This is a genomic window from Shewanella septentrionalis, from assembly GCF_025370265.1.
GTDB classification, from domain to species: Bacteria; Pseudomonadota; Gammaproteobacteria; order Enterobacterales; family Shewanellaceae; genus Shewanella; species Shewanella hafniensis.
This window is the reverse complement of the sequence record NZ_JAMTCC010000001.1, coordinates 56,913-80,934: the sequence shown is the minus strand read 5'-3', so window position 1 is coordinate 80,934 and position 24,022 is coordinate 56,913. Positions and strand designations below refer to the sequence as shown.

Sequence of the window (24,022 nt, the reverse complement as noted above, 5' to 3'; positions counted from 1 at the left end):
TGTTTTCATGAAGCTATTAGTTTGTATAGATTATCCCTATCTTATTATTTTTCATACTTTTAAAGCTGTCGCTCATATTTTAGATAGCATCCTTAGTTAGAGATTTTTTAACAGGGCTGTGATATTGTTGGTCTTTGTTGTTTGAGCCTCTTGCGAATGGAGGCGGTGCAGTTAATTATGGAATTTATGAAGTTTTTGAGTAAATTGGAGCGGAAAATGGAATTTTTGCAATGTTTATTTTCTTTGAAACGGTCACATAAACGTTTAGTGAGTGTGGCGATTGATTCGGTATTTCTCTTAGTCGCATTTTGGGCAGCCTTGTTGGTGCGGTTAGATGCCGTGAGTGTCTTAACTAATAGTACATACTGGTTGCTCATTGTTTTGGTTGTGCCTGTGAGTATCATGGTGTTTGCTAAGCTGGGGTTATATCGCGCTGTACTTAGATATATGGGCTTGCAGGCGCTTACTGCGATTATAGTAGGTGTGCTCGCATCAACAGTGTCGTTAGTGTTAATTGCTTATTATAGCGAGGCGAATTTACCCCGTACTGTACCAATTATTTACGCAGCTTTTGCCTTGGTATTTATCGGTGGAACTCGCGCTATGGTGCGCTCGCTTGTGGGGGCTGGCCTAAAACGCATTGGTGAGCCGGTGATTATTTATGGTGCAGGTGTGAGTGGTCGCCAACTGGTAACTTCACTTGTTCAAAGCCATGAGTATTATCCCTTTGCATTTGTTGATGATGATGCGACCTTGCATGGCACTGTCATCCAAGGAGTGCATGTTCATTCGCCTTCTATTATTAAAAAACTCATCACACAAAAAGCAGCTACCAAGGTCTTATTGGCTATGCCAAGTGCCTCTCGCTCTCGTCGCCAAGAGATTTTAGTTAAGCTTGAACCTTTGGCTGTCCAAGTTTTAACCTTACCTGCAATGGCTGATCTGGTGAGTGGTAATAAGCTTTATAGCGATATTAAAGAAGTCGAAATTGATGATTTGCTAGGACGTGATGCAGTTACTCCCCGTTGTGACTTAATGGTTGCCAATATCCGCAATAAAGTAGTGATGGTCACGGGAGCGGGTGGCTCGATTGGTTCTGAGTTATGTCGACAGATATTAAAACAATCACCTAAAAAATTAGTGCTATTTGAATTATCTGAGTTTGCCTTGTATACGATTGAGCGCGAACTTTCAGCGACAGCTTTTGAGCTAGGACTTGATGTTAAGATTTTACCAATTATGGGTTCGGTACAGCGGGAAAATCGTGTTCATGCTGTAATGCAATCGTTTAAAGTCCAAACTGTGTATCACGCTGCAGCCTATAAGCATGTGCCATTGGTGGAACATAACGTCGTTGAAGGTGTGCGTAATAACATCTTCGGTACTCTATACACGGCTCGCGCAGCGATTGCAGCAAAGGTTGAAACTTTTGTATTGATTTCGACCGATAAAGCTGTACGACCAACTAATATCATGGGCACTACTAAGCGTATGGCCGAGTTGGCACTTCAAGCGTTATCTAAAGAAACACATCAAACCCGTTTTTGCATGGTTCGCTTTGGTAATGTATTAGGGTCTTCTGGATCTGTAGTACCGCTATTTCGCAAGCAAATTGCCAATGGTGGGCCTGTTACTGTTACTCACCGTGAAATTACCCGTTTCTTTATGACTATTCCTGAGGCTTCACAGTTAGTTATCCAAGCGGGTGCTATGGGTAAAGGTGGTGATGTGTTTGTCCTTGATATGGGTAAATCCGTCAAAATAGTTGATTTAGCGGCAAAAATGATTCGTCTCAGCGGTTTTGAAGTGAAGGATGAACTCAATCCTGATGGTGATATTGCCATTGAGTTTAGTGGATTACGTCCGGGTGAAAAATTATACGAAGAATTACTTATTGGTGATGATGTTACTGGTACTGAGCATGAACGTATTATGACTGCCAATGAAAGCTATCTTTCTTGGAAAGAGCTAGAAGTTATTCTTAGTCGCTTAGATAAAGCTTGTCATGAGTTTAACCATGAAGCTATACGAGAAATCTTACTGTCTGCACCAACAGGTTTTAACCCAACAGACGGTATATGCGATTTAGTGTGGCAGCAAAAGAAAAAATTAAGCGCTGCTGATGGGCAAAATAAAGTTGTTCCGCTAGTTTCTTAGTTTTCTTGTGGTATTTGAAAAGCCAAATCAAATTTGATTTGGCTTTTTTCGTTTATAACTGTTTTTAAGGATGCTGTATGTCTAGGAAGTATTTTGGTACTGACGGTGTGCGTGGCAAGGTCGGTGAGTTTCCTATTACGCCTGATTTTGCGATGAAGTTAGGTTGGGCTGCGGGCACTGTGCTGGCGTCTAGTGGCACTAAAGAAGTACTGATTGGTAAAGATACCCGTAGTAGTGGTTATATGCTTGAGTCGGCAATGGAAGCAGGGTTTTCTGCTGCAGGCGTTAATGTTGCGCTTATCGGCCCTATGCCGACCCCCGCGGTGGCGTATTTGGCCTCAACATTTCGTGCTGACGCAGGGGTTGTGATCAGCGCATCGCACAATCCATTTTATGATAATGGCATTAAGTTCTTTTCTAATTCTGGCACTAAGTTAAATGATGCCCAAGAACTTGAAATCGAAGCCTTGTTAGACAAGGCGCTTAACCAGAATGCAATGCAGTGTGTTTCTTCTGAAAAGCTGGGCAAAGTGCGCCGTATTGATGATGCTGCCGGTCGTTATATTGAGTTCTGCAAAGGCACTCTTCCAAATCATTTGTCTTTAGCGGGATTGAAGATTGTCGTCGATAGCGCCCATGGCGCCGCATACCATATCGCGCCCAATGTTTACCGTGAACTTGGTGCTGAAGTGATTAGTATCAATGATAAACCTAACGGCGTGAATATTAATGATCACTGTGGGGCGACGTATTTAGACAGTTTGCAAACTGCGGTTATGGTACATGAAGCTGATTTAGGTATTGCGCTTGATGGTGATGCTGACCGTGTCATATTTGTCGATCACAATGGACATGTGGTTGATGGTGATGAGATTTTATTTATTCTTGCCCAGGCTGCCTACAGCAAAGGTGAAATGACGGGTGGCGTGGTTGGTACCTTAATGTCAAATCTAGGTTTAGAGCTGGCGCTTAAGCAAATGGATATTCCCTTTGTGCGTGCAAAGGTGGGCGACCGTTATGTGGTTGAACAGCTTAAAGCAACTGGTTGGCAACTCGGCGGTGAGGGGTCAGGTCATATATTGAGTTTGCAGCATGCTTCAACGGGTGACGGCATTGTTGCATCCTTACAGGTGCTTAAAGCTGTATTAGAGTCCCAGAAGAGTTTATCTGAGATTAAAGCTGGCATGACTAAATTGCCTCAAGTGTTAATTAATGTACGTTTAGCCACAGCTGATGCTGATAGCATTTTAGCGACAAGTAGCGTTCAGCAAGCTGTGATTAAAGCCGAAGGGATTTTAGGTGACCAAGGGCGTGTGTTGCTGCGCAAATCGGGTACAGAGCCGCTTATTCGGGTAATGGTCGAATCGACTGATACTATAATGACGCAGACTCAAGCAGAATATATTGCAGATGTGGTTCGAGCAGCTTAACTCAGGACTCTGTGAAGCCTAACGGCGCTAAATGTCCTTTCGAATATTATTATGCTGATTTTTTCAAGCCAGAAAGTTGTATACTTTCTGGCTTTTTTATTTTAATGCTTTTTATTTTTGGGGTAGGCGATATGCGAGTGCTCGTTACCGGTGGTGCAGGCTTTATCGGTTCTGCTTTGGTCCGGATGCTGATTGAGCAAACGGCGTGTGTTGTGATCAATTTCGATAAGTTGACCTATGCCAGTGATCTCGAGTCCTTAGCATCTATTGCCAATAGTGAGCGCTATCATTTTATTCAAGCAGATATTGGCGATAGGGCGAAATTAGATCAAGTGTTTCAGGATTATCTGCCTGATGTGGTGATGCATTTGGCGGCCGAAAGCCATGTTGATCGCTCAATTAATGGTCCTGCTGAATTTATCCAAACCAATATAGTGGGTACTTATACATTGCTTGAGGCGTGCCGTAGTTACTTTCAAAGCTTGACTGACGACAAGCAAAAAGTGTTTCGATTCCATCATATTTCTACTGATGAGGTTTATGGTTCACTTGGTGATACTGGGCTCTTTTCTGAGACGACAGCTTATGCTCCCAGCTCTCCTTATTCGGCGAGCAAGGCATCGGCGGACCATCTAGTTCGGGCTTGGTATCGTACCTATGGTTTACCGATAGTCATCACTAACTGCTCCAACAATTATGGACCTTTTCAATATCCTGAGAAATTGATCCCGTTAATGGTGTTGAATGCATTAGCTGGCAAGCCGTTACCTGTATATGGTAATGGCCAACAAGTTCGTGATTGGTTGTATGTTGATGACCATGTACGGGCGTTGTTTCTCGTGGTGACCCAGGGTAAGGTGGGGGAGACTTATAATATTGGTGGTACTAATGAGCGGAGTAATCTTGAAGTCGTACATCAAATATGCGATTTACTTGAGGAGTTAGTACCCACTCATGCACAAGCACTTGCGGCTGATGGTGTTGGTTTTCGCAGTTTGATAGAACATGTTACTGACAGAGCAGGGCATGACGTTCGGTATGCTATTGATGCTAGCAAGATCCAGCGAGAGCTTGGTTGGCAACCATTAGAATCCTTTGATTCAGGCCTTAGAAAAACGGTCGAGTCGATAGTGGCTCGGTATCATAAATCGTAAATTGATTAATATTGCAGATTTGTACCGCTAGCGAGCATGGGGAAATTTGAGGTTACATATTATTTGAAGCTACTTATTCAGTGCAGTAGAAGCTAAGACATGTTGTTTAGTTAATTATCGAGGCAATTTCTACAACTATGTTTATAGCTAAATTTAACTGTTCCTAAATATGATGAATCTGAGAAGCAAGGATAGCTTTTATGGTTTACAGGCCGTAATGGTGACTCTAAGTAATCGACTTGGTGCTGCCGCTGCTAACTTTATATCTTCGCCTGGTTTAGTGATAAGCATGTCATAGGGCATGATTTTGATAACTTTTCCATTATGCTCCCATGTCATTGTATCTAAGCAGCAGAGTAGGTCGACTATAGGAGCGTCTGCTGTGTTGTGGTGTTCACTTTTATTGTTGTTTGTAATTGCAGCATGTTCTACTATAAATATGCTATCAAAGTTAAGCCTTTGAGTATGTGCTTTAAATACGCCTCGTTTAGTCATCACATTGAAATCAATAACATCACTACCCAATAGTTGGCTTGTTATTGAGGTTTCACCTGCAAAGCAGAAGGGACTGTCTATGGGCGTGAGTCGTTTATACTCAGTTGTATCTGTGTCTCCCTGTATCCTTTCTTCTGCACCAAGGTCATTTATCTGTTTTTCCCCTTCATGGCTATCGATACTGAGTTCAACACCATCGCCTTCTAGGATGACCAGTTGTCTGTCTATGCCATTAAATAATGAAAAGGATCCGTTACTGCTAATGCTTGCTATGCTGAGCCGATAATCGAATTCAGTAAGTTCGGCATTGATGGGGGAAATAAGTAGCTGTTTTGTGCTCCCACCGCCATTTTTCCATGGCGTTGATGGGCAATCTTGATAGCGGATCAATTGTGCTTGTATATTTAAAGTCATTCCTTTGTCTCTGTATTTTAACCTGTGGCTTAATAACAATGTCGTTCGCTCATCCTTGAGCCTTCTATTTGTTCCTTGATTTGGCGGAGTACATTTGATCTTTAGAGGGTTACTGCACGATTTTATAATCGCATAGCGATGCCTCTCTTCAAACAAACACTCTGCTATTGTTTCTTTTTCAACACATAATTAGCGGCCAGATCGCCGGTAATTCTTTGGCCTTCAGTATCTAACATGATCAGCTGATTTTCACCGACCAGATACTGTGTACCATCTTCCAAGGTGATTTTTTGGCCTTTCTCATCCCACGCTGCTTTGCCCATCAGTTTTAAAATCTTCTCATCTTTGCCCAAATAAACCGTTTCTTGAACAAAGCTATTATCAGATTGTAATGTGATCAGGGTTTGAATACCTTCGCAACTGGCGCAAGGCAACACACCTTCATAGCTGCCTGCCCAATCGAGCGAATTTTGACTGGTATCACCGACAGGGACGGTTTTGGCGGCTTCTGTTTGAACTTGGGTTGTATCGACTGCTGTTTCTTCTTTTGGGGCTTCAGAGCAAGCCGTGGTAAATAAGGCCAGAAGTGCGATGCAACATAGTGATTTGTTCATAGTGGCTCCAATAGAATTTCGGGGTATTACGGGTTAAGTGCATTCATCATACCCGCCAAGGCTGGCTTAGCCTAGCTTTGGCTATTTCTATTTTATAACAATAACTTAAGTTGTACTTGTGTGTGTTCTAAGTGGCGTGAGTGTTAGTTGTTAGCCTAAAGTCTGTGACCAATAAGATGATAATTTATCCTTTGAAACTAGTCACTTTCGAGATTGAATCTATACTAAAGCTTAACTATTCATCGTAGACGGTGGTTCTGTGGCGTTATTTAAGAAAAGTGCTGATGTTATCGAGGATACATCCCATAAGCCTAAACAAGGCATTTGGAAAGTTGCCATTATTGATGATGAGCCTGGGATCCATGAGGTGACTCGATTTGCCCTAAAAAATCTGACCTTAGATAATCGGGTATTACAGTTCTATTCCTGTTACAGCGCCGCTGAAGGTTTAGCATTACTTCAAACCGAAACAGATATCGCATTGGCTTTTATTGATGTGGTCATGGAAACCGACCATGCCGGATTAGAGCTGGTTCAAAAAATCCGTACTGAATTAAATAATCACAGCACCCGCATCATTTTACGCACAGGTCAGCCGGGACAGGCACCAGAAGAACAAGTGATTCGGGATTTTGATATCAATGATTACAAAGCCAAAACAGAACTTACCGCGGCTCGGCTTAAGTCTTGTGTCTATACTTCACTGCGTTCCTATCGCGATATTAAAATTATCGAGCAAAGCCAAAAGGGGATGGAGAAAGTCATTGCCGCCTCTACCTCTGTGCTTAAAAGCCATACATTGCATAATTTTGGCAGTGCGGTACTCGAACAGACCCTGCAGTTACTCAATCTTGAAAGCTCAGCCCTGTATCTCACGAGTTACCATCAAGACCTTTACCTCGATACCCAAATGAACCTACTGGCCGCCACGGGCGATATGGTCAGTTACTGTGAAGGTGGCAGCGTTGAGACGCTACCAGGGGATGTACGTGAGTATATTATTGAGGCTATTGCGCTAAGAACTTCGCTCGTGCGTGACAATATTTACGTTGGATTTTATGAGCTAAGTGGCCATGTCACCAGTATTTTATATTTGCAACACGACACTAAGTTAACGGATTTTCAAGTCAGTATTCTTGAGCTATTTGCGGCGAATGTGAGCTTAACCTTCGAGAATTTGTCGGGCCGTGAAAATGTACAGCAAACACAAAGGGAGCTGATTTTAATCATAGGCGATGCCATTGAGCAGCGCAGTAAAGAGACCGGAGCCCATGTACGCCGGGTTGCGCGCATGACTGAAATGCTCGCGATTGCCATTGGCATGAACGCCGACTTTATTGAAACGATTCGTTACGCCGCGCCTTTGCACGATGTAGGTAAAATAGGTATCCCAGAGAGTATCTTACATAAGCCAGGCAAGCTTGATGCCGAGGAATGGGCCATCATGCAAACCCATGCCGAGAAAGGCTATAACTTGCTCGCAGGCTCAAATCGTATTATTGCCAAAATGGGTGCCCGAATTGCTTATACCCACCATGAACGTTGGGATGGGCAAGGGTATCCCCGTGGAATTGCTAAGGAAGAAATCCCCATTGAAGGCCGACTCATGGCGATTGTCGATGTGATTGATGCGTTGCTTTCCAAGCGCAGTTATAAAGATGCGTGGTCAGTCGATGCGGTACGAGAGTATATTTTGGCGCAATCGGGTAAGCAGTTTGACCCCGTATTGTGTGAAGCGAGTTTAAAACTGTTAGATGCGTTTGCCTCCCTACATATTCATATTCCGGACGAACCGCTATGACCCGAATGCTTGATCGAATCCTATTTGATGTCAGTAAGTCTCAGGTTATTGATGAGGGCGATCTCATTCAAGCATCACAACTTATTGTGAGTTCAATCTGTAAGGGATTACAGATCACGCGGGCGGGCATTTGGTTGTTTGGTCAGGATAATCAGACTATCGCTTGTTATTATTTACTCGACCACCAACAGCCACAAGAAGCGTTAGTGCTCACTCGCACGCAGTTTCCCCATTATTTCAGCCTACTCGATAATGAGCGCACTATTGTCGCCAATAATGCCCAAACCGATCCCGCCACCAAAGAGTTTGTTGAAACCTACCTGAAACCGAATCAGATCACCTCTATGCTAGATAGCCCCATTCGTCACCACGGCAAAATGGTGGGGATCATTTGTTCTGAGCATCAAGGTGAGGCGAGGGAATGGACGCGGGATGAAAAGGCATTTGCTTCGGCACTGGCCGATCTCTTTGGCCGAGCCATGAGTGCTAAAGAGATCCTCGAATACCAACAACAGCTCAAACTCATCAATACCGATTTGGAGCATCAAGTTCAACTGCGAACAACGGAACTCGAGACGGCCCTATCGACCTTAAAATCGACCCAAAAGCACTTAATTGAAAATGAAAAAATGGCCGCATTAGGTAGTTTAGTCGCCGGTGTGGCCCACGAGGTGAATACGCCGCTGGGTATCGCGGTAACATCCGTGACCCATTGTTTGGATGAGTTATCGCTACTAAAAGGGTCATTCGAGAAAAACGATCTCGATGAAGATAAGTTTGTCAGTTTTATCAATACAATGCAGGACGGTTTATGTTTAATTGAGCGTAATCTTTCCCGCGCCGCAGAACTTGTTCATAACTTTAAACGCACTGCCGCAGATCAATCGATATTGGAACGTGAGCGCTTTAATTTAAAGAATTATATTTTCCAAATTTTTAGTTCGTTAAAGCCCTTAATGCGTAAGAAAAACATCACCTTAAAAGTTGAACTCGATGACAATATTTTCATTGATTCTTACCCAGGAGCGATCGCTCAGATCTTTACCAATTTAGTCGCTAACAGTTTTCGCCACGCTTTCCCTGATGATTTTGTTGGAGATAAACAAATTGTCATTGTGGTTGAAAAGGAGGGATCACGAATCAAGATGACGTATCAAGACAATGGCATCGGCATGTCCGATGAAGTGAAAGCCAAAGCATTCGAGCCTTTTTTCACCACGGCGCGCCAAAGTGGTGGCACAGGTTTGGGGATGTCGATTATTTATAATCTGGTCACCCAAAAGCTTAATGGTAATGTTTCACTCTTCTCTGCGCCAAATCAGGGGTTACGTATTGAGATGCTGATCCCTGAGCAGTAGCAAGGGCGAAGATTGGTGAGCGCTAGGTTCAGCAAATGCACTTGTCTTTATTGAATAGAGGATTCTCCATCTTACTGAAGCTGAATGGCTTTTAGTGCTTGGAATGCAAACGGCTATTGCGCCATTATTTTCGTTAATCGACTGACTCATCTGCTGTCATCCGTTCTTCCGGCTCGTCGTCTTTTATATGCTACAATCTGGACACTTCACCTAGCTTATCAATCTTAAATATTTCAATGAGAAAAGGCATTTTACTGGCGGGCGGTACTGGCTCGCGTCTTTATCCTATGACGCAGGTTGTCTGTAAGCAATTACTGCCCATTTACGATAAACCTATGATTTATTATCCACTTGTCACCCTGATGCAGGCTGATATTCGGGATATATTGATTATTTGCACTCCCCACGATTTGCCGCTATTCCATGCATTACTCGGCGATGGCAGTCATTGGGGACTTAAGCTGCAATATGCCGAGCAAGCCTCTCCGAAGGGATTGGCGCAAGCGCTCATCATTGCTGAGCCATTTTTAGCGGGTGAAGCATGTGCGCTTATTCTTGGGGATAATCTATTCTATGGTCAGCACTTAGCGGCAAATTTGCAATATGCTTGGCAAGCCCAAGCTGGGGCGACCGTTTTTGGTTACCATGTGGCGAATCCTAACGCTTACGGTGTCGTTGAGTTTGATGGTGCAGGTAAGGTGCTTTCTATTGAAGAAAAACCTCAACATCCACGCTCTCGTTACGCTATGCCTGGGTTGTACTTTTTTGACGGCCGCGCGGCCGCATTTGCAAAAACGGTTTTACCTTCGGCAAGGGGCGAGTTAGAGATTGTCGATGTTATCACTCGTTATTTAGCCTTGGGAGAATTGCGCGTTGATATTCTTGGGCGGGGGACAGCTTGGTTAGATACTGGCACGCCGGATGCGATGGCCGAGGCGACACAATTTGTTGCCGCCATTGAGAAACGACAAGGTCTAAAGATCAATTGCCCAGAAGAGACTGCATTTCGCAGCGGTTGGATCAATGCGCAGCAATTAGTTGAATTAGCTCAGCCTTTACTCAAAAGTGGTTATGGTGAGTATTTGCTCGGCTTACTCGATAAGCAGGTTTTTGATGAAATGTAGCACAACTGAGTTAGCCGAAGTGCTAGTGTTTGAACCGCAAGTCTTTGGGGATGAACGCGGTTTCTTTATGGAGACGTTTAGGCAATCCTATTTTGATGCCTGCTTTGCACAGCGGGGATTCGAGTCATGTGTGTTCGTGCAGGAGAATCACAGCCGTTCGCAACGTAATGTCCTGCGAGGCTTGCATTTTCAACGGCGTAAACCGCAGGGTAAGTTAGTGCGGGTCTGTGCAGGGAGCATTTTTGATGTGGCCGTCGATATAAGGCCCGACTCGGCCACCTATGGGAAATGGGTTGGGCGAGTGCTATCTGCAGAGAATCATCTGCAAATGTGGATCCCACCGGGCTTTGCTCACGGTTTTTATGTTCTCAGTGATTATGCTGAGGTTATTTATCAATGTACCCAATACTATGATCCTGAAGATGAAAGCGTTGTCGCTTGGAACAGTGCTGAGTTTGCCATTGATTGGCCATTAATTACTGCACCGATTTTATCCACGCGAGATAGCATCGCCAGTTCACCATCATAAAGCCAATCACGGTTTGTATTAAAAGGAATGACAATGAGTTTATTATTTTCGCCTTTAACCTTAGGTCAACTTGAGTTAGCGAACCGCATTATTATCGCGCCCATGTGTCAGTATTCGGCTGAAAACGGCCAAGCAACCGATTGGCATACGATTCATTTAGGGAGCATGGCGTTATCGGGCGCGGGAATGCTCATTTTAGAGGCTACCGCCGTTCTGCCCAATGGCCGAATTTCCTATGCAGATTTAGGCCTATGGGATGACAAAACGGAAGCCGCCTTAGATAAAACCCTCAAGTCTATCCGTAAATACTCAAATATGCCGATGGCGATACAGCTTGCCCATGCGGGGCGTAAAGCATCAACTCGAAAACCTTGGGAAGGTGGTGGCGCTATTGCACCCGACGAACATAACGGTTGGCAGACGATAGCGCCTTCCGCGCAGGCCTTTAATGAAGGCACTGCATTACCGAGTGCGATGACATTTGATGAAATTGATGAGCTTATCTTGGCATTTGTCAGTTCGGCGCAAAGAGCCGAACGATTAGGGCTTGATGCGATTGAAATTCATGCTGCCCACGGTTATTTGTTACACCAATTTTTATCTCCGTTATCGAATCAACGTACCGATAAATATTGTGGCAGTTTAGAGAATCGACTGAGCTTGTTGTTGGCCGTGTTTGATGCCATTAAGGCTGTGATATCGCCTAAAATGGCACTCGGTGTGCGGATTTCGGCAACCGATTGGGTCGAGGGTGGTTGGGATTTAGCCCAAAGCCTAGTGTTGGCAAAAGCATTAGAGAGCAGAGGTTGCGATTTTATTCATGTGAGTACTGGCGGGTTAAGTCCGCTGCAACAAATCCCTGTCGCTGAGCACTTTCAAGTGCCTTTTGCCGAAGCCATTAAAGGTGAGGTAAACACACCTGTGATTGCCGTGGGATTAATTACAGACGCTAATAAAGCGGAAACGATTTTGGCACAAGGGCAGGCCGATGCTATCGCGCTTGCTCGCACTATGCTCTATGACCCCCATTGGCCTTGGCATGCCGCTGCAACATTAGGTGCAACTGTTAAAGCGCCGCCACAGTATTTACGCTCATCGCCCCATGGGATCAAGTCACCAATAGAGTAGAGCGCCGGGTATTACTTAGGGTGACTTAGCATGATTTTAGAATGTTAAGGTACCAAATACCCATTGGGAATTTCAGTTATGTTCTTAAGATGATGGATTTTGGTCTAAACCAAAAAAGGCTTTAAGTTCGTCGATTTGCTCCATGGCATCTTTGTAGCCTAGGTCGATCAACGCGCTGGTGTAGGTTTTTTCAAATAATAGGTAGGACACGATACTAGAATCTGATTGTCTATCTATACCAATAAAACCGAGTAAGGTTTTTACTGCCCATGGCATGTCATCGTAGAAGCGGGCGGCAATTTTGCTGAGGTCTTCGCTGGGTTTGATGACTAAGGTTTTAATAGGATGCAAGGCCAGTTTGTTACGGCTTGACTCGGGGATCAGGCTTAAGGTGTTATTGATCCTTTCGAGTCGTTCAAGGTCGCTGTTTAAAGTGTCGGAAAAGATAGTATCGAGCAGATGGCCCGCTATGGATGCCGTTTTCGGGTGATATTCCAGTTCCATTGGGAAATGCTTATGTGGACTCTCTAAGTTAATGACTAAGAGTTTTTCGGCGCCTAAATGGATAGGACTTGAGAGCGGTGCCAGCTGGTGGACCGAGCCATCGCCATAATAGGCTTGGTTGAGTTTAATCGAGGGAAACACCATAGGGATGGCCGAACTGGCGAGTAGGTGCTCAGTGTTGAGCATCATACGTTCGCCGCTGCGTCTAGCGCGGGTCCAGTTTTCGATATCCCGTGAAGCTTGGAAAAAACTTACTGAGCGTGAGTTGTTGTAGCAAGAGGCATCGACGCTGAGTGCGGTGAGTGCGCCGCTGCGAATATTACGATCGATGCGTTTAAAATCGATTAATTCATTGAGCAGTTTTCGGAGTGGATCGTTATCGAGCAGACTGCCAGCGTCGGTATTAACCTTATCGTCCTGCATGCCTTTGAGAGCCATTTTACCAAGGTGGCCAAGCACGCCTGTGATGGATGCGCGATACACTTTGCGAGTCTCAAAATGGCGCCACACCCATTCAAGCTTTTTGACGCCAAGATGAAAACAGGAAGCATGGGTGGCTATAGAGGTGCCATTAATGGCACCTGCCGAGGTGCCACAAATGATTTTAAAGGGAATGCCATGATTACGCGGATAAAGCTGAACCAGTGCTTTTAGCACGCCGACTTGATAGGCGGCTCTTGCGCCGCCGCCACCTAAGACTAATGCAGTTGATGTAGGCAATCTTCAGACTCAATTTATTGTTTTAATAGTTTTATTAAAGCAACGCCCCCCTATAAAAAGCAAGTCGATAGACTCAATTAGTTGTAAATTTCGATTTATAGTTTATTCGATTGCTGCAATATTTCGTTTTAGACAATTAATCCGCTGTAACCTTGGTCGTTTGGCTGAGGCCAAAACAATGCTCTGCTGTTGGAAACTCAGCGGTTCTCACTTCTCTGGCGTATTCGGCGCAGGCGTGAGTGATTAAGGGGCTTAGGTCGATATAGCGTTTGGCAAATTTAGGCGTGTAGTCAGAAAATAAGCCTAAAATATCCTCAGTCACGAGCACTTGGCCATCGCAGGCGGGTGAGGCGCCAATGCCGATTACGGGGATTGAGACTTCTGCCGTTACTGTGCGCGCCGCGAGCTCGGATGTGCCTTCAATCAGTATGCTAAAAGCGCCAGCCTGCTCAAAGTCTTTCGCTAAACGAACGAGGGCTTCGATGGCGGCAGCATCCCTTGCTTGGGTTTTAAATCCACCTAATTGATTGACGTGTTGTGGCATCAATCCTATGTGTGGCATCACAGGGATGCCTCGCTGGGTTAAAAAGCGAGTGGTGTCGAGCATCTCTGCGCCCCCTTCGAGTTTTACCGCCTGCGCGCCAGTACGTATTAATACTTGGCTGGCATGTCTAAAGGCTTGCTGAGGCGATTCTTGATAACTCCCAAAGGGCATATCGATAATCACGCAGGCATGTGCTGCGCCGCGAGTGACAGCAAGACCATGATTAATCATCATTTCTAAGGTAACCCCTAGTGTAGAGTCTTGCCCATAAACCACCATACCGACGGAGTCGCCGACGATAATCATATCCACATGGGGATCGATAAGTTCTGCCATCGGCTTTTCATAGGCGGTGAGGGCAACTATGGGGGGTTTACCTTTCATTTTCTGTAAGGTCACGGGCGTGACGCGGTTTTGATTCATGTGGATGCTCATGTCATCTCCAATCTGTTAAATCTGAGAAGGCATGTTAGCGCTTGCAGCTTTGGTATTCGCTCGATAGATTGACTTAATGTCTAGATAAAAAGACATTTCTTAAAATAAAAGACGTTGCTAAATTAGCGTTGTCAAATTGAGAGGCACGCTAATACGAAAAGAAGCTTCGATATAAAAATCACCTTGGGCGATAACACCTTGAATCAAGCCAGCGACACGCATTTATCCCAGCAGCATATCACTCAGCATACTCAGGTGGCGCCATCACGTTTAGCCGCCGTAGGGCTAAGTGCCTCCATCAAGTTGCTTAAGCGAGCGCTCAAGCCGTTTGAACATGTGCAGCGCCATAGTCATTCTTGGGGGCAGGTCATTTATGCCAGCCAAGGCGTGTTGAGTGTGATTACGCCTGCGGGGCGTTACATAGTGCCACCTGAACAAGCGGTGTGGGTGCCGCCCTTTGTCGAACATGAGGTTATCGCGCTAAGTCAGGTGCAATTGAGCAGTCTGTATTTGGATGACACCCAGATAGGCGGGTTTCCACCCGACTGCACTTGTCTGAGTGTGAAGCCTGTTTTGCAGTTGCTACTGCAAGAGGCTAATGCCTTGATGAAGAGTGAGGCTGGGCTGATTGATCCCGATTTTAAGGATAGCGTTATGCGCCTCTTGATGGTGATCCGTGACTTTATGGTGCTCGCGCCTAAGGTCGCCTTGGATTTACCTTATCCAAGGGATAAAAAATTACTGCGCATTACCGAGGCTTTGCTTGCGGATCCGAGCGAACAGCGCACTTTAGTGGATTGGCAGCGGGAGGTCGGCGCCTTGGCTCGCACGTTAGCGAGATTATTTAAACAGCAAACAGGGCTGACTTATAGCCAATGGCTGCAAAGGCTTAGATTGCAGGTGGCGATTCAAATGCTCAGCCGAGGTGAATCTGTGCTCACCACAGCGTTATCCTTAGGTTATGCCTCGGGTTCAGCCTTTGGGTATATGTTCAGACAGTTAATGGGTGTTGCTCCGAGTCAATATTTGTTAGCGCAAAGTACCTTGCCAAAAGTACAGTGCCAAAAATATAAAGATAAACAGCCACAGATAAAAAAGTAATGTCGCGAGTCAATGGGTCAATAAAAGTCCAATAACAAGCCAATAAAAAACGCACTTAAGCTGGGCTTAAGTGCGTTTCGTTTTGATCGTTAAACTTTTCTAGATTTCGCGTTGAGGCTTAGCCTTTGACTGCGTTTTTCAGGAAGTCGAGCAGTTGATCGAATGGAATATCTTGTTTTTCACCTGTGCGGCGGTTTTTATATTCAAATACGCCAGCATCGATATTGCGATCGCCAATCACCACTGTATGTGGGATACCAATCAGTTCCATATCGGCGAACATCACGCCTGGACGCTCTTTACGATCATCCAATAACACTTCGATACCCGCTTCGTTTAAGTCTTTGTATAACTGCTCGGCGATATCGGTGACGCGGTGCGATTTGTGCATGTTCATTGGCAGAATGCCCACGCTAAATGGTGCAATCGCTTCTGGCCAAATGATGCCACGGTCATCGAAGTTTTGTTCGATGGCTGCTGCCACAATACGGCTCACGCCGACACCGTAACAACCCATCAGTAGCACCTGTGACTTGCCATTTTCGTCAAGTACAGTCGCGTTCATCGATTTAGAATAGTTAGTGCCCAGTTGGAAAATATGGCCCACTTCGATACCGCGTGCCATAGCATAAGTGCCTGAACCATCAGGTGTTGGCTCGCCTTCGACTACGTTACGGATGTCGGCAACTTGCGCTGTCGGCAGATCGCGTTCCCAGTTGATACCAAAATAGTGTTGGTCATCAACGTTAGCACCGGCGGCAAAATCGCTCATGACGCTAACGCTGTGATCGATAACGATAGGGATTTTAAGACCGATAGGGCCAAGTGAACCTGGACCTGCGCCAATGGCGTCACGTATTAGGGCTTCTGGCGCCATTTCCAATGGTGATGCGACTAAATCTAACTTGTCGGCTTTGACTTCGTTGAGTTCATGGTCGCCACGAACGATTAACGCCACTAGCGGAGCGGCTTCGGTTGCACCGACTACGATCAAGGTTTTGACTGTTTTAGTGATATCCAAACCAAACTGCTCAACTAATTCCGCAATGGTCTTCGCATTTGGGGTATCGACTAAACGCAATTCTTCAGTGGCTGCGCCGCGAGGCTCAGTAGGCACTGGTGATTCAGCTTTCTCGATGTTAGCCGCGTAATCGCTACCCGTTGAGTAAGCAATTAAATCTTCACCGCTTTGCGCTAGCACGTGGAATTCGTGTGACATGCTGCCACCGATAGAACCTGTGTCAGCTAATACTGGACGGAAGGCTAAGCCCATGCGCGTTAGAATGTTGCTATAGGCGTTGTACATGGCCTCATAGGTTTCATTCATGGTATCGACGTCAAGGTGGAAAGAGTAGGCGTCTTTCATCAAGAATTCGCGTGAGCGCATCATGCCAAAACGTGGGCGAACTTCGTCACGGAATTTGGTTTGGATTTGGTAAAGGTTTAGCGGTAACTGCTTGTATGAGCTGACTTCTTTACGAATGAGATCGGTGATCACTTCTTCGTGGGTTGGGCCCAGTACGAAGTCGCGATTGTGGCGATCTTTAAAGCGCAGCAGCTCGGGACCAAACTTTTCCCAACGACCTGTTTCTACCCACAAGTCTGCCGGTTGCACCATAGGCATTAGAATTTCAATTGCACCGGCTTTGTTCATTTCTTCACGAACAATGGCTTCGACTTTACGCAGTACGCGTAAGCCCGTGGGGAGATAGCTATAAAGGCCCGACGCATTACGACGGATCATGCCCGCACGTAACATTAATTGATGACTAATGACTTCTGCGTTGGCAGGAGTTTCTTTCTGTGTTGATAGCAGGTACTTGCTGACGCGCATTACCGATGTCCAAATTTGAGTTGAATGGTCGCCATTTTATCACCTGCTTTGATGATGTCACCTACGTATTTAGGTTAAATTCAACTAGCTGGGAGACAAATAGCATTTTTGAGAAGATTACTGAGGCAAAGGAAAGCGATTTTATCGGCGATTTGTACCAGCCGATTTAGCTTTTATCGCGCCTATCGCCAATCACTTTGGCAGGGTTGCCAGCCACTATCGCCCAGTCGGGCACATCTTTCGTCACTATGCTACCCATACCCACCACAGCGTGATCGCCAATGGTCACACCATCGACTATGCCGACCTGAGCGCCAATCCACACATCTTTGCCAATAACAATGCCTTTGGAGTTGGCAGCTTGTTGATAGATGGGCGTATCTGGCGCCATGCCATGGTTGAAGGCATAAATAGTGACATTATTGGCGATGCGGGTCTGGCTGCCAATTTGAATACCGACTCTGCCGCCATCGAAGGAGCAACCATGATTAATCGCCACTTCATCCCCTAGCGTGATGGGCCCGTGTAAAAAACAGTCGGCGGCGATCATGCAGCGATTACCCATGCGGATATCGCGATTGGGTTCGGCAAATAATTGCGCTTCGGGGGCGATAAAACAATGCTCGCCGATGTTGACCGTTTCGAGGGAACAAAGTCTTGCTTGAATATCATCCTGCCAAGGTTTTGCCCAGACTAAATGTTTCTCTTTTAAAGAGAAATACAGCCACGGCATCCAAGAGAGCCGCTTTTTATGCTGGCTTTGATAATCAGGCAAAGATGCTGGTTCTGAGCTAGGCATAGACATTTAGCCACATTTCCCCGGTTTGAGTTCCAGTACCAAGATATATTCTTGGTCATTATCATCGACTGCCATTTGCCAAAATACATCTAAATCATAGAGGGCGACTTGGTATAACTTAGGATCTTCTTTGGCTTTTTTATAGGCGGGGCGTGGATCTTGACCCAAGACTCCGCGGATAAGCACGGCTAAATCTGTGTAGGTTTCCAGCTGGGCGTAACGTTCAATCTGTGCCTTGGCATTATCGGAATACACCACTGAAATCAGTTTTGGGGCGTCTTGAGCAATGCCGCCGACTGCATCGGTAATCGAATCCGAGAAAGGAATGTAAGGCTTAATATCGATAATGGGCGTGCCATCGACCAGATCCATACCGGAAATTTCGAGGCAAACTTTGCCCTTGCGCTGCACTACGCCGTGCAGTTTTACCACAGACTGACCAATGCCATTGGGGCGAAAAGTGGAGCGAGTGGCGAATACGCCGAGTTTTTCATTGCCGCCTAATCGCGGCGGCCGCACTGTGGTTTTCCAACCTTGGGCAAGATTTTCATGGAAGCAAAATAGCAACCAGAGATGGGAATATTGCTCTATGCCACGCACCGCATCGATATGATTGACATGGGGTTCGAGTTCGACATAGCCGCGAGCCTCAACGAGTCCGGGTTGTCTTGGAATGCCAAACTTTTGTTTATAGGGGGTGCGGCAGGTCGCTACTGCGACAATTTGGTTGGTAAATGTCATGCAAAAAATTACCTAAAAGGGTAAGTATCATAACCGCCTAAGTTCATCATTCTAAGCTCATCATTAAGGCTCATCATTAAGGCTCATCATTAAGGCTCATCTTTGAGCGCTAATTATGCAGCGTTAGCCATGAATCCTTGCTCATGGAACATCAGCCATTAAGCGGTTGATACGGGCAATCTCAGATCATCGAATCGCGAGCAGTGTGTTGCTCGCGTGGGATTTACTCTGCGGTAGCCGTTTTAACTGCTTGGCCTACGCACAGGGCGCGGCTGATACAACCTTGCGCGGCTTCATCTAACATCACACATTGTTTGATGATAATGCCGTTAGCACCTTTATCTGCGGCGTTACGGCGGGCTTCGGTTCTGGCATCGGCTAATGACGCAGGTACGCTGTTGACATCGGCCTGACAGGATTCCCCTTGGACCAAACCTTTTAATTCATAATGACCTTTTGGCAAGGTATCGCCTTCATAGAGGGTGACATCGGATGCCTTGAAATAGTCATTAATCGCCTCACCGTCCAAATTACTGTTAAAACTGTAGTCGCTTGCACAGGCACTGAGCAGTAGCACTAATGCACTTGAGAGGATAATTTTCATGGTTTGACCTGAGATTGAGGAGAAAACTGCGCAGCCCTGGTAGGCTGCGCCGATGCGATATTATTATCTGAGTAAATTCTACCGCTTAAGGTACTTTTGATAAAGCTGCTGATGGCGATTATTCAGATCTATCTGCCGTCCTTCAATCCAGATAGCCTCAATCTTATTGGTCATAGGGTCGAGAATGTCTCCCTCGGACAATACAACACTGCCTTGGTATCCCACGGCAATCGCCCCTAAATCCTCGACACCTAACAGTTTTGCGGCATCTAAGGTGATGGACTTAAGCGCTTGCTCAGGCGTTAAACCATAGGCGGCGCTATAACCTGCTGCATAGGGTAAGTTACGGCTGTTCCAGTCCGATGAGAACCCGAGGGCGAAGGGAATTCCGGCATTGGCGAGCAAGGAGGGGATTTTAAAGGGCAAGTCCACGGGTTCATCTTTACGCTTAGGCAGACTCAAGGTATGAGGATAAATGACCCCCGCCTTAACCTCCCTCAGGCTTGAGGCCAAACGCCATGCATCGTATCCGCCGACAATTACCAATTTGAATTGGTATTTTTTTGTCAGGGCAATCACTTGCTCAATTTGACCAACACTGTCGGCATGGGCAAACAGTGTCGCTTTACCTTGGTATAGCGGCAACATGGCCTGCCAGCGCAGGTTGTTGGTTGCAGACTGTGGATCTTCATCCTTGTTGTCTTTACCGCTGGCCTTATCACTTAAGAAATAGCGATAACCATCCTCAAAGGCGATATTGAGCTGGTCGATTGCTTGCTGATTTTTCTCGATGGCTTTGGCTTTCTTTTTTTCATCTTCTGGCATGCGTTTAATTTGCGGCCAGTAGACATGGAACTGTCCTGCACTGGGTGTCAGTGCATCCTCAATCGTCCACGCATCGAGATCCACTAGTACCGATTGGCCAGCAATACCATCGCCGCTCGGGACGATTTGCGCGTGGGTAATGCCGTTGAACCGTATGGTCGGGATCAGCTCCGAATCCGCATTGTAAGCTGTGGCTGTGCTGATCTGCGGATTGATATAACCCACCTCGGCGTTATCGACCGTGGGGCGGCTCATTTCAATTTCAACTAAGCCCAAGCTGGTATCGAGGGCAATTAAGCCCGGATACAAGTGTTTACCGCTAGCATCGACGACTTGAGTGTCACTGGTTTCTGCGGTTGCACTGTTGGCTTGGCTGGTGAGTTGAGGCCCAACGGCCGTGATTTTGCCATTTTCAATCAAGACATCAGTGTTGCTGAGCACGCCTTGACTGACTGTGTGCACTGTGGCGTTTTTAATCAGTACGCTGCGACTTTGTTTAGGTGTTGGCACGATATCGCTTGCCATCGCTGGGGCCAGCGTGGTGCAAATCGCGCCCAGTAGCGCCGCAAACAAAACGGGTTTAGATGAATGTTGCATTATTTGGCTCCCTCATGAGTGTGGCCCCATGCTTGATAGTGGGTGTCGCAGTGCCACTGTGGCTCGTTAAGTGGCGTGACTTTTTCACCCGCTTTGGCTTGATCATCACTGCTGAGAATTTTTTGGATAAGTGCGGCGCGCTCGTTGACGACCGCTTGCTGGGCAATTTGGTCTTGATCGCGGTCAAAGTAGCGTTTTCCTTCAACCCATGCCTGTGTCACTTTGGCGTAAATCGACAGAGGCTCTGCGTTCCACAGCACGATATCGGCCATTTTCCCTGAGGTGAGTGAACCCACCAATTCATCGACTCTTAATTGCTTGGCCGGATTAATAGTGACCATGTTCCAAGCATCTTCCTTCGACATATTGCAATACATCATAGACTTAGCCGCTTCTTGGTTGAGTCTGCGCTGCATTTCATAGTCGTCTGAGTTTATGCTGGTGGTCACGCCTTTGTTTTGCATCAAACACGCGTTTTGTGGAATTGCGTCGTACACCTCAAACTTATAGGCCCACCAATCGGCAAAGGTCGATGCGCCAGCGCCATGGGCGGCCAGTTCACTCGCCACTTTGTAACCTTCGAGCACATGTGTAAAGGTTTGCACTTTAAAGTGATAAGCCTCAGCTAAGCGGATAAACATCAGGATTTCTGACTGCACATAGGAGTGAATGTGCACATCACGTTGCTGATTTATTACTTCGGCCACAGCCTGCAGGCGATAACTTGGGCGCGGTGCGACGGTTTTTTTCTTATCGCTGGAGCGCAGATCATCATAGGCTTTTAACGCATTCTCATAGGCGATGGCGGCATCGAAGGTCTCTTCAAATAAGGCTTTGACTCCCATACGCGTTTGCGGGAAGCGCTGCACAAATTTCTCGCCCCAATTACTCTGTTTGACGTTTTCACCTAAAGCAAACTTGATACTGGCGGGCGCGTTAGCAAATTTGAGTTGTTCGGCTGGCTCACCCCATTTCATTTTGATCAGTTGCGATTGGCCGCCAATAGGATTGGCGCTGCCGTGGAGTAATTGTGCGCTGGTGACGCCACCCGCTAAGGCCCGATAGATTGAAATATCCTCGGGATTAATAATATCGCCAATGCGTACTTCAGAGGTCACAGCATCCGTGCCTTCGTTAGTGCCACCATTAATGGCGATATGCGAGTGTTCATCAATAATGCCCGCAGTAAGATGTTTACCTGTTGCATCGAGGACTTGATAACCAGAAGGCGTACTGAGTTGCTGGCCAATTTTTTCGATGCGGCCATTGGCCATCAAGAGATCTGCATGTTCGAGAATGCCTTGCTTATCCGAGGTCCACAGGGTGGCATTTTTGATGTGCAGCTTCTCGACCTTAGGTGCTTCGCTCAGTCCATAAGCAACGTTAGGGAAGGTGAGGTGACTTACTAGGCTTGTGTTGGCTTTATCCTTGGGCGCTTGATGGTCATCTTGAGTGGCATTATCAACCGCTGCAGTTTGCGCTATCGCAATACCAGCAACATTTGTGGTGCGACTCTTGGCATCGACCATACGACCTTGAATGCCGTCATCGGCCATCCACAGCGTAAAGCGGCTAAGACCATTGATGCCCGCGGCGCTCAAATCGGCAGTAAAGCTTAATCGACCGTCGTCATCTAATTTAAGTTGGCTGAGCGCGATACTTTGCTCGCCACTGCTTAAGCTGCCTTGGATTTTGGGTTTATCACCTTTGCTCGCATCTTGCAGCGATAAATCCAGCGTGAGGTTATTGAGGCTTAATTGATAATCGCCCAGTAATCGTGCTTGGGGCAGTGAGCGAAGACTTTGCTGCTGACCTTGCAACCAAACACTGTAGATCTGGCCTTCTTTAAAAATATTGCCCTTAGTGACTACAAAGTCTGCCATGTAACCGGGAGCGAGTTTGCCGGTAAAATCGGCGGTGCCTGTCATCTCGGCGGCTTGGGTGGTCAGTGCGGCTAAGGCTTGCTCTTCACTCAAACCTTGAGTAATGGCTTGGCGCAGGCGCGGCCAGAAGGAATCTGTCTTAATACCAAACTGCGTTAGCGCGAAGGGAATACCTGCTTTGGCAACTTCTGCTGGATTGGTTGGCGCACGTTCCCACTGTCTTAAATCCGCCAGTGACACTTCGCGATCGGCATCATCTGTCCCGACATCAGGTGCTTGTGGATAGTTTAAAGGCAAGATTAACGGGTAGTTCAGCGCCTTTAACTCATTGATGCGCGAGTATTCTTGACCATTACCGAGTAGATTGGCTGACAGTTTATGTTCTTTGAGTAAATGGGCGGCGCGCAATTGATCATTGAGATTTTTGGTTTCAAAGATAATTTGCTTATCGGTTAAATCATCTAAGCGTTCAAAGGCGATATTAAATTCGACTTGATTGTTTATTGCGCCATTGGCTGATTTGTTTTTATTTTGGTTATACCAATTGGCGTCGGCAAAGGTTTGTCTAATAAGTGCAATACTGCCCATTAATGATGACGGATAATCTTGTTCAGATGAGCCTTTATCGAATGCCATAAAAGGTTGACTGCGGGCGCGATAAATCACTTCATTGGCGGTTTTTTCTGCTAATGACAGGCTAACACCCGTCCCTCGGAAGATTCCGTCGAGTTTGCTACTTTGCACACTCGTAAAACCATTATTGATCCACTCTTTAGCGCGTTCTTTATTGGGATAAACGTAATTAAACCATTCTTTTTCAGAATGAATTGCGCCATTGTCCGCATTGCCGCCGATACGTTTAATATCATAGACAGGGCGAGTGAGCCCAAGTTTTGGATATTCGAACTCAATCCCATAATCGGTGAAAGGATCGATAAATCCAGGGTAAATAGTATAACCACTCAAATCGATTTTAAATGCGCCAGCGGGAATGTCACCGTGCTCAATAATGGCTTTAATTCGATTATTTTCAACCAATAAAGTGGCATCACTTAAACGCTTACCCGGCGCAATGATTAATTCAGCATGGGTAAAAGCCGTGAGTTTATTGGAGGTTGTCCCTGTATTGATTTGGGCATATGTGGTCTGTGAGACTAAGCTAGCGATTATGCTGCAGCTTATAATTATCTTATTGTTTATCTGCATTATTTTATTCAATCGAGTGAGGGTG

19 protein-coding genes are annotated in these 24,022 nt (G+C 46.1%); 9 read left to right on the top strand and 10 right to left on the bottom strand.

The window, feature by feature from the left end:
- Nucleotides 1-216 precede the first annotated feature (216 nt).
- The 3 genes from NE536_RS00350 to rfbB all read left to right on the top strand — a co-directional run bounded on the left by NE536_RS00350 (nt 217) and on the right by rfbB (nt 4,741).
- Complete coding sequence (locus tag NE536_RS00350) at nt 217-2,157, top strand: nucleoside-diphosphate sugar epimerase/dehydratase (RefSeq protein WP_261271432.1); 1,941 nt, start codon at nt 217-219, stop codon at nt 2,155-2,157.
- 77 nt (nt 2,158-2,234) lie between these two features.
- Nucleotides 2,235-3,587 carry a phosphoglucosamine mutase gene (gene glmM / locus NE536_RS00345; protein ID WP_261271431.1) on the top strand — a complete coding sequence of 451 codons (1,353 nt, stop codon included), beginning with the start codon at nt 2,235-2,237 and terminating at the stop codon, nt 3,585-3,587.
- 131 nt (nt 3,588-3,718) lie between these two features.
- Entirely contained in the window at nt 3,719-4,741 is a 1,023-nt protein-coding gene (gene rfbB / locus NE536_RS00340; RefSeq protein ID WP_261271430.1) for a dTDP-glucose 4,6-dehydratase, read from the top strand.
- Nucleotides 4,742-4,939: 198 nt separating this feature from the next.
- On the opposite strand, the gene NE536_RS00335 is transcribed toward rfbB, so the two are convergent.
- Both NE536_RS00335 and NE536_RS00330 read right to left on the bottom strand, forming a co-directional pair.
- Nucleotides 4,940-5,650, bottom strand: coding sequence for a HutD/Ves family protein (locus tag NE536_RS00335; protein WP_261271429.1), 711 nt, complete (start codon nt 5,648-5,650; stop codon nt 4,940-4,942).
- Nucleotides 5,651-5,814: 164 nt separating this feature from the next.
- The gene (locus tag NE536_RS00330) at nt 5,815-6,264 is read right to left on the bottom strand and encodes a copper resistance protein NlpE (protein WP_115334245.1); all 450 of its coding nucleotides are present in this window, start codon (nt 6,262-6,264) and stop codon (nt 5,815-5,817) included.
- Nucleotides 6,265-6,523: 259 nt separating this feature from the next.
- Between NE536_RS00330 and NE536_RS00325 the strand changes: the two genes are divergently transcribed.
- From NE536_RS00325 to NE536_RS00305, 5 genes are all read left to right on the top strand, one after another.
- A complete protein-coding gene (locus NE536_RS00325; protein WP_261271428.1) occupies nt 6,524-8,065 on the top strand; it encodes a DUF3369 domain-containing protein in 1,542 nt (513 codons plus the stop codon).
- Nucleotides 8,062-9,423, top strand: coding sequence for a sensor histidine kinase (locus NE536_RS00320; protein WP_261271427.1), 1,362 nt, complete (start codon nt 8,062-8,064; stop codon nt 9,421-9,423). The genes NE536_RS00325 and NE536_RS00320 overlap by 4 nt, the downstream gene beginning before the upstream one ends.
- Before the next feature lie 236 nt (nt 9,424-9,659).
- A complete protein-coding gene (gene rfbA, locus NE536_RS00315) occupies nt 9,660-10,547 on the top strand; it encodes a glucose-1-phosphate thymidylyltransferase RfbA (RefSeq protein WP_063884881.1) in 888 nt (295 codons plus the stop codon).
- Nucleotides 10,537-11,076, top strand: coding sequence for a dTDP-4-dehydrorhamnose 3,5-epimerase (rfbC, locus tag NE536_RS00310; protein ID WP_226058906.1), 540 nt, complete (start codon nt 10,537-10,539; stop codon nt 11,074-11,076). Before rfbA ends, rfbC begins: the two co-directional genes overlap by 11 nt.
- A 33-nt stretch (nt 11,077-11,109) precedes the next feature.
- On the top strand, nt 11,110-12,204 hold the full coding sequence (locus NE536_RS00305; RefSeq protein ID WP_261271426.1) for an NADH:flavin oxidoreductase/NADH oxidase: 1,095 nt from the start codon (nt 11,110-11,112) through the stop codon (nt 12,202-12,204).
- 84 nt (nt 12,205-12,288) lie between these two features.
- Here NE536_RS00305 and NE536_RS00300 read toward each other — a convergent pair whose 3' ends face one another.
- Nucleotides 12,289-13,428 (bottom strand): patatin-like phospholipase family protein, encoded by a 1,140-nt coding sequence (locus tag NE536_RS00300; RefSeq protein WP_226058904.1) that lies wholly within the window; start codon nt 13,426-13,428, stop codon nt 12,289-12,291.
- A gap of 136 nt (nt 13,429-13,564) precedes the next feature.
- Entirely contained in the window at nt 13,565-14,407 is an 843-nt protein-coding gene (panB, locus tag NE536_RS00295; protein ID WP_261271425.1) for a 3-methyl-2-oxobutanoate hydroxymethyltransferase, read from the bottom strand.
- Nucleotides 14,408-14,590: 183 nt separating this feature from the next.
- Here panB and NE536_RS00290 point away from each other — a divergent pair, with 183 nt between their 5' ends.
- On the top strand, nt 14,591-15,508 hold the full coding sequence (locus NE536_RS00290) for an AraC family transcriptional regulator (RefSeq protein WP_342455064.1): 918 nt from the start codon (nt 14,591-14,593) through the stop codon (nt 15,506-15,508).
- A 118-nt stretch (nt 15,509-15,626) separates the two neighbouring features.
- Here the strand turns inward: NE536_RS00290 and NE536_RS00285 are convergent, their stop codons facing one another.
- The 6 genes from NE536_RS00285 to NE536_RS00260 all read right to left on the bottom strand — a co-directional run bounded on the left by NE536_RS00285 (nt 15,627) and on the right by NE536_RS00260 (nt 23,997).
- Nucleotides 15,627-17,342, bottom strand: a complete 1,716-nt coding sequence (locus NE536_RS00285; protein ID WP_261271423.1) for a proline--tRNA ligase — start codon at nt 17,340-17,342, stop codon at nt 15,627-15,629.
- A gap of 166 nt (nt 17,343-17,508) precedes the next feature.
- The gene (locus tag NE536_RS00280) at nt 17,509-18,147 is read right to left on the bottom strand and encodes an acyltransferase (RefSeq protein ID WP_261271422.1); all 639 of its coding nucleotides are present in this window, start codon (nt 18,145-18,147) and stop codon (nt 17,509-17,511) included.
- Nucleotides 18,148-18,882, bottom strand: coding sequence for a tRNA (N6-threonylcarbamoyladenosine(37)-N6)-methyltransferase TrmO (gene tsaA / locus NE536_RS00275; protein ID WP_261271421.1), 735 nt, complete (start codon nt 18,880-18,882; stop codon nt 18,148-18,150).
- 223 nt (nt 18,883-19,105) lie between these two features.
- Nucleotides 19,106-19,486, bottom strand: a complete 381-nt coding sequence (rcsF, locus tag NE536_RS00270) for an Rcs stress response system protein RcsF (RefSeq protein WP_006082342.1) — start codon at nt 19,484-19,486, stop codon at nt 19,106-19,108.
- 78 nt (nt 19,487-19,564) lie between these two features.
- On the bottom strand, nt 19,565-20,908 hold the full coding sequence (locus NE536_RS00265; RefSeq protein ID WP_261271420.1) for an amidohydrolase family protein: 1,344 nt from the start codon (nt 20,906-20,908) through the stop codon (nt 19,565-19,567).
- The gene (locus NE536_RS00260; protein WP_261271419.1) at nt 20,908-23,997 is read right to left on the bottom strand and encodes an amidohydrolase family protein; all 3,090 of its coding nucleotides are present in this window, start codon (nt 23,995-23,997) and stop codon (nt 20,908-20,910) included. Before NE536_RS00260 ends, NE536_RS00265 begins: the two co-directional genes overlap by 1 nt.
- Between the last annotated feature and the right edge of the window lie 25 nt (nt 23,998-24,022).

Excerpts from the sequence above, each read along its gene's own strand:
- NE536_RS00350 (WP_261271432.1), top strand. The coding sequence starts at position 217 with ATGGAATTTTTGCAATGTTTATTTTCTTTGAAACGGTCACATAAACGT.
- glmM (WP_261271431.1), top strand. The coding sequence starts at position 2,235 with ATGTCTAGGAAGTATTTTGGTACTGACGGTGTGCGTGGCAAGGTCGGT.
- rfbB (WP_261271430.1), top strand. The coding sequence starts at position 3,719 with ATGCGAGTGCTCGTTACCGGTGGTGCAGGCTTTATCGGTTCTGCTTTG.
- NE536_RS00335 (WP_261271429.1), bottom strand. The coding sequence starts at position 5,650 with ATGACTTTAAATATACAAGCACAATTGATCCGCTATCAAGATTGCCCA.
- NE536_RS00330 (WP_115334245.1), bottom strand. The coding sequence starts at position 6,264 with ATGAACAAATCACTATGTTGCATCGCACTTCTGGCCTTATTTACCACG.
- NE536_RS00320 (WP_261271427.1), top strand. The coding sequence starts at position 8,062 with ATGACCCGAATGCTTGATCGAATCCTATTTGATGTCAGTAAGTCTCAG.
- rfbA (WP_063884881.1), top strand. The coding sequence starts at position 9,660 with ATGAGAAAAGGCATTTTACTGGCGGGCGGTACTGGCTCGCGTCTTTAT.
- rfbC (WP_226058906.1), top strand. The coding sequence starts at position 10,537 with ATGAAATGTAGCACAACTGAGTTAGCCGAAGTGCTAGTGTTTGAACCG.
- NE536_RS00305 (WP_261271426.1), top strand. The coding sequence starts at position 11,110 with ATGAGTTTATTATTTTCGCCTTTAACCTTAGGTCAACTTGAGTTAGCG.
- panB (WP_261271425.1), bottom strand. The coding sequence starts at position 14,407 with ATGAGCATCCACATGAATCAAAACCGCGTCACGCCCGTGACCTTACAG.
- NE536_RS00285 (WP_261271423.1), bottom strand. The coding sequence starts at position 17,342 with ATGCGCGTCAGCAAGTACCTGCTATCAACACAGAAAGAAACTCCTGCC.
- NE536_RS00280 (WP_261271422.1), bottom strand. The coding sequence starts at position 18,147 with ATGTCTATGCCTAGCTCAGAACCAGCATCTTTGCCTGATTATCAAAGC.
- tsaA (WP_261271421.1), bottom strand. The coding sequence starts at position 18,882 with ATGACATTTACCAACCAAATTGTCGCAGTAGCGACCTGCCGCACCCCC.
- rcsF (WP_006082342.1), bottom strand. The coding sequence starts at position 19,486 with ATGAAAATTATCCTCTCAAGTGCATTAGTGCTACTGCTCAGTGCCTGT.
- NE536_RS00265 (WP_261271420.1), bottom strand. The coding sequence starts at position 20,908 with ATGCAACATTCATCTAAACCCGTTTTGTTTGCGGCGCTACTGGGCGCG.
- NE536_RS00260 (WP_261271419.1), bottom strand. The coding sequence starts at position 23,997 with ATGCAGATAAACAATAAGATAATTATAAGCTGCAGCATAATCGCTAGC.